Origin of the sequence: Streptomyces sp. 6N223, from assembly GCF_052246635.1 — a bacterium.
In the GTDB taxonomy this organism is placed as follows: domain Bacteria; phylum Actinomycetota; class Actinomycetes; order Streptomycetales; family Streptomycetaceae; genus Streptomyces.
Window position 1 is genome coordinate 15,065 of the sequence record NZ_JBQQCA010000078.1, and the last position, 12,206, is coordinate 27,270.

Consider the following 12,206-nt stretch of genomic DNA (forward strand, 5'->3'; position numbering starts at 1 on the left):
CTACTGGCGATCACTGACAGCACCCCGGGTAGGGTAGTGAACGCAGCCCGTTGCGACGTCCGTACGCCTGGCGTAAGCCCAACAGGCCCGAGGGGGGAGAGGTTTCGTGACGACGCCCGCAGCCGCCACGGCACAGCAGCATCAGCCCACCACCACGACCGCCACCACGACCGCCACGCAGGCGGCGGCCCGCTCAGCGACCGGCTTCTGCCGCGTCACCATCGCCGCACCCGACAGCCGCATCGACGTGGCGTTGCCCGATGACCTGCCGCTCGCCGATCTCTATCCCGAGATCCTCCGCCTGACCGGCCAGGCCCCCACCCCCGGCGCCCCCGTCGGGTACCACCTGGTCCGCCGCGACGGCACCGTGTTCGACGGCGCCCGCACGCTGTCGGCGCAGCGCGTCCTCGACGGCGAGGTGCTCACCCTGCGCCCCTTCGCCGACTCCCTCCCGCCACCCGTTCACGACGACGTCCACGACGCCATCGCCGAGGCCGTCACCCACGACCGGCGGCTGTGGGACGAGGCGATGCTGCGCGTCGCCGGGCTCGCCGGCTCGGGCGTGCTCGTCGCGCTCACCGCCGCCGTCATCTGGTTCGGCGAGCCCGCCCGCCACGAGATGCACGGCCTGCCCGGCATCGTCGCCGCCGTCCTGGCGCTGCTCCTGACCGCCTTCGCCGCCGTCCGCGCCCGCGTCTACGCCGACCGCGGCGCCGCCGTCGCCTTCGGCCTGGCCGCGCTCCCGCACGCCTTCGTCGCGGGCACGGGCGTGCTGCCCCTGGACGACGGGCACGGCGTCGGCCGCCTGGAGCTGCTGCTGGGCTGCTCCGCCGTGCTCCTGGTCTCCGTCGTGCTGGCCGCCGCGGCGAACGCGGCGGCGGCCTGGTTCACCGCCAGCGCCTGTGCGGCCGCCACCGGCGCCCTCGCCGCCTTCGGCGCCATCGCCACCGACGCCCGCCCCGTCGAGGCCGCCGCCGTCTGCGCGCCCCTCGCCCTCGGCGCGCTCGCGTTCCTGCCGGGACTGGCGGCCGGCCTCGTCCGGCTGCCCATCGGCTACACCGCCCCCACCCCGGCCGCCAACGCCAGCCCAGCGCTCGGCCCCGCCGGCCCCATCGACCCCGTTGACGCCGAACGCATCGCCGCGCAGGCGCGTCTCGGCCACCAGATCCTCCTGGGCCTCACCGGCGGCTTCGCCCTCCTGGCCACCGCCGCCACCGCCGTCCTCGGCTTCTCCGGCGGCGAGAACAGCGGCTACGGCCAGCTGCTGGGCCTGGCCACCGGCGCCGCGCTCCTCACCCGCGCCCGCCTCTTCCGCTACGCCGTCCAGGTGACCGTCGTCCTGACCGCGGGGATCGTCTCCCTCGGCCTCCTCGTCCTCGGCTTCGCCCTCCACCCGCCCGCCGCCGCGCTCCGCGACCTCCTCGCGGGCGACGCCGGCCCTCTCGACCTGCGCACCCTGTGGCTCGCCGCGGCGCTGACGGCGGCGGCCGGCCTGCTCGCCGCCGTCGCGCTGATCGTGCCGCGAGCCGGGCTCACCCCGTTCTGGGGCCGGATCCTCGACCTCACCGAGAGCGCGCTCCTGCTGTCGCTGACGCCGCTGTGCCTGGCGGTGCTCGACGTCTACGCCGAGGCGCGCGGCCTCACCAGCGGCTGAGCGCTGAGCGCTGAGCGGTCGGCCGCGTACGCTCCGGATGCCCCGGATGTGCTCCTGCCGTCGTCCTGCTGTAACCTGCCTAGCGGCCGTGTGCGTACGCGCCCCCGGAGACTTCGAGATGTCGAGCTCTGGAGGAAGCGCTCAGCGGACCCGCCTCCCGAGTTCCGGAAGCTCCCCCGTGGATCAGGCCGGGGGCACTCGGTGGCTAGCCGATTGAATCATCAAGGAGTAAGCGTGTCGTCGCTCGATGCCGCCACGAAGCAGAAGATCATCGCCGAGTTCGCCACCAAAGAGGGCGACACAGGCTCCCCCGAGGTTCAGGTGGCGTTGCTGTCCCGGCGCATCTCGGACCTGACCGAGCACCTGAAGACCCACAAGCACGACCACCACTCCCGCCGGGGCCTGCTGCTTCTGGTCGGCCAGCGCCGCCGCCTGCTGCAGTACCTGGCGCGCAAGGACATCCAGCGCTTCCGCGCCCTGGTGGACCGCCTCGGCATCCGCCGCGGCGCGGCGGGAGCCAGGTAACAGGCACAGACAGGGAGCGGCCCGGGCCCGGGGGTCGCTCCCTTCGCCGTACCTGGACGCACGCAAACCGGGCCGACCAGTCGGCGCCTTTGTAGGCTGGTCTCACAAGAAAAGATGTGACACACCGCATACCGCAGGAGGCGGGGGCGCCTTCTTACCGTTGCCGGTCCTCGGTAGTGGCTCCCGGGCGGCGCCCGGGTGCTTCGATCGATGACCGGCCAGTTGGGAGGTGCTCCACCTCACCGCCCCTCCGCAGCACGCGGCGGGGGCACAGAACGAGGAGTATTCGAAGGTGGAGAACGAGACCCACTACGCCGAGGCCGTCATTGACAACGGCTCCTTCGGCACCCGCACCGTCCGCTTCGAGACGGGCCGCCTGGCCAAGCAGGCCGCCGGCTCCGCGGTGGCGTACCTGGACGACGACACCATGGTCCTGTCCGCCACCACCGTCTCGAAGAACCCGAAGGATCAGCTGGACTTCTTCCCGCTCACCGTCGACGTCGAGGAGCGGATGTACGCCGCCGGGAAGATCCCCGGCTCCTTCTTCCGCCGCGAGGGCCGCCCGTCCGAGGACGCCATCCTCACCTGCCGGCTCATCGACCGCCCGCTGCGCCCGTCCTTCGCCAAGGGCCTGCGCAACGAGATCCAGATCGTCGAGACGATCATGGCGCTCAACCCCGACCACCTCTACGACGTGGTCGCCATCAACGCCGCCTCCTGTTCCACGCAGCTCGCCGGGCTGCCCTTCTCCGGCCCCATCGGCGGCACCCGCGTCGCCCTCATCCGGGACCAGTGGGTGGCGTTCCCCACCCACACCGAGCTGGAGGAGGCCGTCTTCGACATGGTCGTCGCCGGCCGCGTCCTCCCCGACGGCGACGTCGCGATCATGATGGTCGAGGCCGAGGCCACCGAGAAGACGATCGAGCTGGTCAAGGGCGGCGGCACCGCCCCGACCGAGGAGGTCGTCGCCGAGGGCCTGGAGGCGGCCAAGCCCTTCATCCGGCAGCTCTGCCAGGCCCAGGCCGAGCTGGCGTCCCGCGCCGCCAAGCCGACCGCCGAGTTCCCGGTCTTCCTGGACTACCAGGACGACGTGCTGGAGGCGCTGTCCGCCGCCGTGCGCGACGAGCTCGCGCAGGCGCTGACCATCGCCGGCAAGCAGGAGCGCGAGGCCGAGCTCGACCGCGTCAAGACGGTGGCCGCCGACAAGCTGCTGCCGCAGTTCGAGGGGCGCGAGAAGGAGATCTCCGCCGCCTACCGGGCGCTGACCAAGCAGCTGGTGCGCGAGCGCGTCATCCGCGACAAGGTCCGCATCGACGGCCGCGGCGTCACCGACATCCGCACCCTGGCCGCCGAGGTGGAGGCGATCCCGCGGGTCCACGGCTCGGCGCTCTTCGAGCGCGGCGAGACGCAGATCCTCGGCGTCACCACGCTGAACATGCTCCGCATGGAGCAGATGCTGGACACCCTCTCCCCGGTGACCCGCAAGCGGTACATGCACAACTACAACTTCCCGCCCTACTCCACCGGCGAGACCGGCCGCGTCGGCTCCCCCAAGCGCCGCGAGATCGGCCACGGCGCGCTGGCCGAGCGGGCACTGATCCCGGTGCTGCCGGCCCGCGAGGAGTTTCCCTACGCCATCCGCCAGGTCTCCGAGGCGCTCGGCTCCAACGGCTCGACCTCCATGGGCTCCGTCTGCGCCTCCACCATGTCGCTGCTGAACGCCGGCGTACCGCTGAAGGCCCCGGTCGCGGGCATCGCCATGGGCCTGATCTCCCAGGAGATCGACGGCGAGACGCACTACGTCACGCTGACCGACATCCTGGGCGCGGAGGACGCGTTCGGCGACATGGACTTCAAGGTCGCCGGCACCCGGCAGTTCGTCACCGCCCTCCAGCTCGACACCAAGCTCGACGGCATTCCCGCCTCCGTGCTGGCCGCCGCGCTGAAGCAGGCCCGCGACGCCCGCCTCCACATCCTCGACGTGATGAGCGAGGCCATCGACGTTCCCGACGAGATGTCGCCGAACGCGCCGCGCATCATCACCGTGAAGATCCCGGTGGACAAGATCGGCGAGGTCATCGGCCCCAAGGGCAAGATGATCAACCAGATCCAGGAGGACACCGGCGCCGACATCACCATCGAGGACGACGGCACGATCTACATCGGCGCCGCCGACGGCCCCTCCGCCGAGGCCGCCCGCGTCACGATCAACGGCATCGCCAACCCGACGATGCCCGAGGTCGGCGAGCGGTACCTGGGCACGGTCGTGAAGACCACGACCTTCGGCGCCTTCGTCTCGCTCCTCCCCGGCAAGGACGGCCTGCTGCACATCTCGCAGATCCGCAAGCTCGCCGGCGGCAAGCGCGTGGAGAACGTCGACGACGTCCTCGGCGTCGGCCAGAAGGTGCAGGTCGAGATCGCCGAGATCGACCAGCGCGGCAAGCTCTCCCTCGTCCCCGTCCTGGAGGAGGAGGCCGAGGAGGCCGCGGGGAAGGACACCTCCGAGCAGTGACCCGCACGCCACGTGCGACGGCCCGCCCCGCCACCCTGGCGGGGCGGGCCGCGTCCACGACCACCCTCCGCAAGGGGGAGAACGGCGCGGGCACCATCCGCAAGACGGTGCTGCCCGGCGGCCTCCGCGTCGTCACCGAGACCGTGCCCACGGTCCGCTCCGTCTCCTTCGGCATCTGGGCCCGCGTCGGCTCCCGCGACGAGACCCCGGCCCTCAACGGCGCCACCCACTACCTGGAACACCTCCTCTTCAAGGGCACCAAGCGCCGCACCGCCCTGGAGATCTCCTCCGCCCTCGACGCCGTGGGCGGCGAGATGAACGCCTTCACCACGAAGGAGTTCACCTGCTACTACGCGCGGGTCCTCGACGCCGACCTGCCGCTGGCCATAGACGTGGTCAGCGACATGCTCACCGGCTCGCTGATCGCCGCCGACGAGGTCGACGCCGAGCGCGGCGTGATCCTCGAGGAGATCGCCATGACCGAGGACGACCCCAGCGACTGCGTCCACGACGTCTTCGCCCGCACCCTGCTGGGCGACAGCCCGCTGGGCCGCCCCGTGCTCGGCACGGCCGAGACCGTGCGCGGCCTGACCCGCGACCGCATCGCCCGCTTCTACCGGCGCCACTACGAGCCCGCCCGCCTCGTCGTCACCGCCGCCGGGCGGCTGGACCACGACGAGGTGGTACGCCAGGTCCACGCCGCCTTCGCCGCCGCCGGCGCCCTGCCCGACGGCTCCGCGTCCGCCGCCGTGACGGACGCCGACATCGACGCCGAGCCCGTCGGCCCGCGCTCCGGCCGCCGCGACATCCGTGCCGCCGGACGCGTCGACGTGGTGCAGCGCCGCACCGAGCAGGCACACCTGGTGCTCGGCATGCCCGGCGTATCCCGCCACGACGACCGCCGGTGGGCCCTCGCGGTCCTCTCCACCGCCCTCGGCGGCGGCATGAGCTCCCGCCTCTTCCAGGAGGTGCGCGAGAAGCGCGGCCTGGCGTACAACATCTACGCCTCCACCTCCAGCTACGCCGACTGCGGGATCTTCAGCGTCTACGCCGGCTGCCGCACCGCCCAGCTCGGCGACGTGCTGAAGATCTGCCGCGAGCAGCTCGCCGAGGTCGCCGAGCGCGGGCTCGGGGAGGAGGAGACCCGCCGCGCCATCGGCCAGCTCTCCGGCTCCACCGTGCTCGGCCTGGAGGACACCGGGTCCCTCATGCACCGGCTCGGCAAGAGCGAGCTGTGCTGGGGCGAGCAGCTCTCCGTCGATGACATGCTGGACCGCATCGCGGCGGTGAGCGCCGAGGAGGTCAGGCAGGTGGCCGCCCGGGTGCTGGGGCAGCGCCCCTCGCTGTCCGTCATCGGCCCCCTCACCGCACGGCAGACCGCCCGCCTGTCCGAGGCCGTCGCCTAGAGAGCCCAGAGACCAGAGAGAAGAAGATTCGATCATGACCAAGCTGCGCGTGGCCGTCATCGGCGCCCGCGGCCGGATGGGGTCCGAGGCGGTCCGCGCCGTCCGCGCGGCCGGGGACCTGGAGCTGGTGGCGGCGCTCGGCCGCGGCGACAAGCGCGAGGCCCTCACCGAGGCGGGCACCCAGGTCGCCGTCGAGCTGACCCACCCCGACGCCGTCATGGCCAACGTCGAGTTCTGCGTCCGCAGCGGCATCCACGCCGTCGTCGGCACCACCGGCTGGACCGGGGAACGCCTCGCCACCCTGCGCGGCTGGCTCGCCGACTCGCCCGGAACCGGCGTTCTCATCGCCCCCAACTTCGGCATCGGGGCGGTGCTCACCATGCGCTTCGCGCGCGCCGCCGCCCGCTTCTTCGAGTCGGTGGAGATCGTCGAGCTGCACCACCCGGGCAAGGCCGACGCCCCCAGCGGGACCTCCGTGCGCACCGCCCAGCTCGTCGCCGAGGCCCGCCGCGCCGCGGGGCTGGGGGAGCAGCCGGACGCCACCACCCGGGCGTTGGACGGCGCGCGGGGCGCGAGCGTGGACGGGGTGCCGGTGCACGCCGTCCGGCTGCGCGGGCTCATCGCCCACCAGGAGGTGCTCCTCGGCGGCGAGGGCGAGGTCCTCACCATCCGCCACGACGCGATGAACCACGCCTCCTTCATGCCCGGCCTGCTGCTGGGCGTCCGGCGCGTCCCCGACGCCCCCGGCCTGACCTTCGGCCTGGAGCACTTCCTCGACCTGGACGACTGACCGCCGTGGCGGCCCGCCTCGGCTTCGCCCTGCTCTGCGCCGCCTGCGCCGCCTACCTGGCGCTGGCGGGCCAGCGCGGGGCGCTGCTGATCGCCGAGGGCGGCTGGGTGGCGGTGCCGCTGGGCGCGGCCGTGCTGGTCCTCCCCGCGATCGGCGCGTGGTTCCTGTGGCGCAGCACGGGCTTCGTCCGCGCCGCTCACCGCCTGGCCCGCGAGCTGGAGGCCGAGGGCGGGCTGCCCGAGGACGACCTGCCCCGCGCGCCCAGCGGCCGCGTCGACCGGGCCGCGGCGGACGCCGCCTTCGCCCGCCGGCGCGCCGAGACCGAGGCCAGCCCCGACGACTGGCGCTGCTGGTTCCGCCTCGCCGTCGCCTACCACGACGCCCGCGACACGCCACGCGCCCGCAGGTCGATGCAACGCGCGATCGACCTGCGCCTGCGCACCGGCGCACGACCTCTCCACCCCGTGGCCCGACGCCATCGCGCATGACACGGGCCCCCGCCGCCCGGACAGGGCTAGGCCCGGCCGGCCAGGCCGCCGTGCTCCGCCGCCCACGCCTCCAGCACGTCGGTGGCCCGGTCGAACGCCTCCGGGCGGCCGAGGAAGTCCGTGTTGTGGTCGGTCAGCAGCGTCCGCAGCGGCTCCCCCCGGCGTGGCTGGATCCGCAACGCCTGCCCCTGCACGCTGCGCGGCAGCCCGAGCCACTTCACGGGCTGCTGCACCGTGCTGACCCGCGCCACCTCACGCCAGCGCAGGGTGCGCGTGAAGAGCAGCCCCACGCGGCGCAGCCCGCGCGGGCTCACCCAGATGCCCATCCGCAGCAGCCGCAGCGCGAAGGCGATCGTCAGCACGGCGGCGACCACCGTGGCCCCGGCGCCGGTCACCGTCCCGGCCATGGCGATGATCACGGCCGAGATCAGCATGTACGCCGCGATGAGCAGCGTGAGCGCGGCGATGGCCACGCGCCAGGGGCCCAGGCGGTAGGGGCGTCGCCAGTGGTCCTGGGAGGGATGCGGCAGCGCGGCGTTTCCCTGCGCGGATGCGGAGGCGCTGGGGTCGTGCTCGGCCGCGAGAAATGGCAGGGGCACGGCAGGTCCTCGTTCGTCTCACATGCGGCACGTGCTGTGAACGGTGTGAGGCTACCGCGCTCATGGGTTCTCGGCGGCCTCCGGAGCCTGAGGAGACGGCTGGTGTTCCACGTCGAGGGCGGGACGGGCCAGCATCAGCGCGCCGATCAGGCCGGATATGACGACGAGACCGATCAGCACGTTCAAGACGTTCTCGCGCCGCACGGTCGTGACACCTCCAGGTCGGGTCGAAGGGGGTTTGAGTGGTCTCATTCGAAACAATTAACGGAATAGTCCGACTCGAGGTTCCCGCACCTCCCGTCCCTTATGCGCTCGCCTCGCCCGCTGTCAGCGGCGGCTCGTAGGGTTGCTGCCGTGACCGAGAAAGCCACCGACGCCCCCCGTTTCCGCAGTGACGTGACCGTCGAGCTGATCAAGCACAGCGCCTCCGACACCGACGTGCTCTGGGCGGCGCGCGTCTCCACCGCGGGCGAGCAGTCCCTGGAGGAGCTCGGCAAGGATCCGGAGCGCTCCAAGGGCCTGATCAACTTCCTGATGCGCGACCGGCACGGCAGCCCGTTCGAGCACAACTCCATGACCTTCTTCGTCAGCGCCCCGATCTTCGCCTTCCGCGAGTTCCACCGGCACCGCGTCGGCTGGTCGTACAACGAGGAGAGCGGCCGGTACCGCGAGCTGCGCCCGGTGTTCTACGTGCCGGCGGAGGACCGCAAGCTCGTGCAGCGCGGCCGTCCCGGGAAGTACGAGTTCGCCGAGGGCACGCAGGAGCAGCACGCGCTGGTCACCAAGGCCCTGGAGGAGTCCTACCGGCACTCCTACGCGGCGTACCAGGAGATGCTCGCCGCCGGCGTCGCCCGCGAGGTTGCCAGGTCGGCCCTGCCCGTCGGCCTCTACTCCTCGATGTACGCCACGTGCAACGCCCGCTCCCTCATGCACTTCCTCGGCCTGCGCACCCGGCACGAGCAGGCCCGGGTGCCCACCTTCCCGCAGCGGGAGATCGAGATGATCGCCGAGAGGATGGAGGGGGAGTGGGCCCGGCTGATGCCCCTCACCCACGCCGCCTTCAACGCAAACGGGCGGGTGGCGCCGTAGCGCGCCCGACCGCCGTGCATCCCTCGGGCGAAGTGTCCGGATTGCACCATTAAGCGAAGGTCATCTAAGCTGACTGAACGGACCCGGCGCTGCCTGAACCCCCGAGCAGGCAGTGCCGGGCTCCATATGTCACCACATGTCCTCCGCCCCGAAGGACCACCGGATGCTGAGCTGCGAGTAGCGTGGAACCCATGGCTCCGACCTCCACACCGCAGACCCCGTTCGGGCGCATGCTGACCGCCATGGTCACGCCATTCACGGCGGACGGCACGCTCGATCTCGACGGCGCGCAGCGGCTCGCCGCCCACCTCGTGGACGCCGGCAACGACGGCCTGATCGTCAACGGCACCACCGGTGAGTCCCCCACGACCAGCGACGAGGAGAAATCCCGCCTGGTGCGCGCGGTGGTCGAGGCGGTCGGCGACCGCGCCCACGTGGTGGCCGGAGTCGGGACGAACGACACCAGGCACAGCGTGCACTTGGCCCGCGCCGCCGAGCAGGCTGGCGCCCACGGCCTGCTCACCGTCACGCCGTACTACAACAAGCCGCCCCAGGAGGGCCTCTTCCAGCACTTCGCCACGATCGCCGACGCCACCGGCCTGCCCGTGATGCTCTACGACATCCCCGGCCGCAGCGGCGTCCCGATCAACACGGACACGATGGTGCGGCTCGCGGAGCACCCGCGTATCGTCGCCAACAAGGACGCCAAGGGCGACCTCGGGCGCGCCAGCTGGGCCATCGCCACCACCGGCCTGGCCTGGTACTCCGGGGACGACATGCTCAACCTCCCGCTGCTGTCCGTGGGAGCCGTGGGGTTCGTCTCCGTCGTGGGCCACGTCGTCACGCCCGAGCTGCGCTCGCTGCTGGAGGCGTACGTCAGCGGCGACGTCGCCAAGGCCACCGAGATCCACCAGAAGCTGCTGCCGGTCTTCACCGGGATGTTCCGCACCCAGGGCGTGATCACCTCCAAGGCCGCCCTCGGCTTCCAGGGACTGCCCGCCGGTCCGCTGCGCCTGCCGCTGGTCGGCCTCACCGAGCAGGAGGCCGGCCAGCTCAAGCGGGACCTCAAGGCCGGCGGGGTACACCTGTGAGAAGTCGACTGCCCACATGGATGTCACACAGAGCACGAATCATCGTGCCTGTAGTTGCTAACTGAATACCTCACCAATGCACATAGTCACGCGCGCCACGTGTCCACCCGCACGGACATGTGGCGCGCGTGGTCAGGAGAGTCTCTTGAGTCATCCTCATCCAGAACTTGGCCCTCCGCCCGGGCTTCCCGAGGGAGGTCTGCGCGTTGTCCCGCTAGGCGGTCTGGGCGAAATCGGCCGTAACATGACGGTCTTCGAATACGGCGGGCGGCTTCTCGTCGTCGACTGCGGCGTGCTCTTTCCCGAACAGGAGCAGCCCGGCATCGACCTGATCCTGCCCGACTTCACCACCATCAGGGATCGCCTCGACGACATCGACGGCATCGTCCTCACCCACGGGCACGAGGACCATATCGGCGGCGTGCCGTACCTGCTGCGCGAAAAGCCGGACATCCCGCTGATCGGATCCAGGCTGACGCTGGCCCTGCTGGAGGCCAAGCTCCAGGAACACCGCATCCGGCCCTTCACGCTGGAGGTCAGCGAGGGGCGCCGCGAGCGGATCGGGCCCTTCGACTGCGAGTTCATCGCGGTCAACCACTCCATCCCCGACGCGCTGGCCGTCGCCATCCGCACCCCCGCGGGTCTGGCCGTCCACACCGGCGACTTCAAGATGGACCAGCTGCCCCTCGACGGCCGCCTCACCGACCTGCGCGCCTTCGCGCGTCTCGGCGAGGAGGGCATCGACCTGCTGCTCAGCGACTCGACCAACGCCGAGGTCCCCGGCTTCGTCGCCCCCGAGCGCGAGATCTCCGGGGTCCTGCGCCAGGTCTTCTCCCGCGCGCAGAAGCGCATCATCGTCGCCAGCTTCGCCAGCCACGTGCACCGCATCCAGCAGATCGTGGACGCGGCGCAGGAGCACGGCCGCAAGATCGCGTTCGTCGGCCGCTCGATGGTACGCAACATGGGCATCGCCCGGGACCTCGGCTATCTCCGGGTGCCGGCCGGCCTGGTCGTCGAGGTCCGCAGCATCGACGACCTCCCGGACAACGAGGTGGTGCTGGTCTGCACCGGCTCCCAGGGCGAACCGATGGCCGCCCTGTCCCGGATGGCCAACCGCGACCACCAGATCCGGATCGTGGAGGGCGATACGGTCATCCTCGCCTCCTCGCTGATCCCCGGCAACGAGAACGCGGTCTACCGCGTGATCAACGGCCTGACCCGCTGGGGCGCCAACGTCGTCCACAAGGGCAACGCCAGGGTCCACGTGTCCGGCCACGCGTCGGCGGGCGAGCTGCTGTACTTCTACAACATCTGCCAGCCCAAGAACCTGATGCCGGTCCACGGCGAGTGGCGCCACCTGCGCGCCAACGCCGAACTCGGCGCCCTCACCGGCGTTCCGGCGGACCGCGTCGTCATCGCCGAGGACGGCGTCGCCGTCGACCTGGTCGACGGCAAGGCGAAAATCGTCGGCAAGGTCCAGGCCGGGTACGTGTACGTGGACGGGCTCTCTGTGGGCGATGTCACCGAGTCCAGCCTGAAGGACCGTCGCATCCTGGGCGACGAGGGCTTCATCTCGGTCTTCGTCGTGGTGGACAGCAGCACGGGCAAGATCGTGAGCGGCCCGAGCATTCACTCCCGGGGCTCCGGCATCGAGGACTCCGACTTCGCGGACGTGATCCCGAAGATCGACGAGGTACTGGCGAGGTCGGCCCAGGATGGCGTGGTCGAACCGCACCAGCTCCAGCAGCTCGTGCGCAGGACGGTCGGCAAGTGGGTCTCCGACACCTACCGCCGACGGCCCATGATCATGCCGGTCGTCGTGGACGTCTGAGCCCTCATCTCCCGGCGGGGCGCCAGGATTTGCATCCAGGCGCCCCGCTCCAGTACGTTTACGGAGCCGTCGAACGGGGAACCCGGAGACGGCCAACGAGGCAACGCCCGGTGGGTGTCCGTTCCTTGAGAACTCAACAGCGTGTCATGCTTGTCAATGCCAGATTTTTTCGAGATTCATTGCGAGGATTGTCTCGCGTGGATGGTCTCTGTTTTGAGTAT

11 protein-coding genes are annotated in these 12,206 nt (G+C 71.4%); 9 read left to right on the forward strand and 2 right to left on the reverse strand.

Annotated features, from left to right (window positions below):
* Positions 1–106: 106 nt before the first annotated feature.
* The 6 genes from eccD (at position 107) to ACTWQH_RS30580 (ending at position 7,375) form a co-directional block, all read left to right on the forward strand.
* Positions 107–1,654 carry a type VII secretion integral membrane protein EccD gene (eccD, locus tag ACTWQH_RS30555; RefSeq protein WP_443290048.1) on the forward strand — a complete coding sequence of 516 codons (1,548 nt, stop codon included), beginning with the start codon at positions 107–109 and terminating at the stop codon, positions 1,652–1,654.
* A 234-nt stretch (positions 1,655–1,888) separates the two neighbouring features.
* Positions 1,889–2,179, forward strand: a complete 291-nt coding sequence (gene rpsO / locus ACTWQH_RS30560) for a 30S ribosomal protein S15 (RefSeq protein ID WP_443290049.1) — start codon at positions 1,889–1,891, stop codon at positions 2,177–2,179.
* 292 nt (positions 2,180–2,471) lie between these two features.
* Positions 2,472–4,691 carry a polyribonucleotide nucleotidyltransferase gene (locus ACTWQH_RS30565; protein WP_443290050.1) on the forward strand — a complete coding sequence of 740 codons (2,220 nt, stop codon included), beginning with the start codon at positions 2,472–2,474 and terminating at the stop codon, positions 4,689–4,691.
* Positions 4,688–6,097, forward strand: a complete 1,410-nt coding sequence (locus tag ACTWQH_RS30570) for a M16 family metallopeptidase (RefSeq protein ID WP_443290051.1) — start codon at positions 4,688–4,690, stop codon at positions 6,095–6,097. Before ACTWQH_RS30565 ends, ACTWQH_RS30570 begins: the two co-directional genes overlap by 4 nt.
* Before the next feature lie 34 nt (positions 6,098–6,131).
* Entirely contained in the window at positions 6,132–6,887 is a 756-nt protein-coding gene (gene dapB, locus ACTWQH_RS30575) for a 4-hydroxy-tetrahydrodipicolinate reductase (RefSeq protein WP_443290052.1), read from the forward strand.
* A gap of 5 nt (positions 6,888–6,892) precedes the next feature.
* Positions 6,893–7,375, forward strand: a complete 483-nt coding sequence (locus tag ACTWQH_RS30580; RefSeq protein ID WP_443290053.1) for a hypothetical protein — start codon at positions 6,893–6,895, stop codon at positions 7,373–7,375.
* Positions 7,376–7,401: 26 nt separating this feature from the next.
* On the opposite strand, the gene ACTWQH_RS30585 is transcribed toward ACTWQH_RS30580, so the two are convergent.
* Together ACTWQH_RS30585 and ACTWQH_RS30590 are read right to left on the reverse strand one after the other, a co-directional pair.
* Positions 7,402–7,974: a hypothetical protein gene (locus tag ACTWQH_RS30585; RefSeq protein ID WP_443290054.1), complete on the reverse strand. Its 573-nt coding sequence runs from the start codon at positions 7,972–7,974 to the stop codon at positions 7,402–7,404.
* A 60-nt stretch (positions 7,975–8,034) separates the two neighbouring features.
* The gene (locus tag ACTWQH_RS30590) at positions 8,035–8,178 is read right to left on the reverse strand and encodes a hypothetical protein (protein WP_443290055.1); all 144 of its coding nucleotides are present in this window, start codon (positions 8,176–8,178) and stop codon (positions 8,035–8,037) included.
* Between the two features lie 102 nt (positions 8,179–8,280).
* Here ACTWQH_RS30590 and thyX point away from each other — a divergent pair, with 102 nt between their 5' ends.
* The 3 genes from thyX to ACTWQH_RS30605 all read left to right on the forward strand — a co-directional run bounded on the left by thyX (position 8,281) and on the right by ACTWQH_RS30605 (position 11,985).
* The gene (gene thyX, locus ACTWQH_RS30595) at positions 8,281–9,063 is read left to right on the forward strand and encodes an FAD-dependent thymidylate synthase (RefSeq protein WP_443290056.1); all 783 of its coding nucleotides are present in this window, start codon (positions 8,281–8,283) and stop codon (positions 9,061–9,063) included.
* Positions 9,064–9,254: 191 nt separating this feature from the next.
* Positions 9,255–10,154 (forward strand): 4-hydroxy-tetrahydrodipicolinate synthase, encoded by a 900-nt coding sequence (dapA, locus tag ACTWQH_RS30600; RefSeq protein WP_443290057.1) that lies wholly within the window; start codon positions 9,255–9,257, stop codon positions 10,152–10,154.
* A gap of 145 nt (positions 10,155–10,299) precedes the next feature.
* Positions 10,300–11,985, forward strand: a complete 1,686-nt coding sequence (locus tag ACTWQH_RS30605) for a ribonuclease J (RefSeq protein WP_443290058.1) — start codon at positions 10,300–10,302, stop codon at positions 11,983–11,985.
* Positions 11,986–12,206: the final 221 nt, after the last annotated feature.

What these genes read in the sequence shown, in the direction of transcription:
- dapA (WP_443290057.1), top strand. Translation starts at nt 9,255, where the DNA reads ATGGCTCCGACCTCCACACCGCAGACCCCGTTCGGGCGCATGCTGACC.
- dapB (WP_443290052.1), top strand. Translation starts at nt 6,132, where the DNA reads ATGACCAAGCTGCGCGTGGCCGTCATCGGCGCCCGCGGCCGGATGGGG.
- thyX (WP_443290056.1), top strand. Translation starts at nt 8,281, where the DNA reads ATGCGCTCGCCTCGCCCGCTGTCAGCGGCGGCTCGTAGGGTTGCTGCC.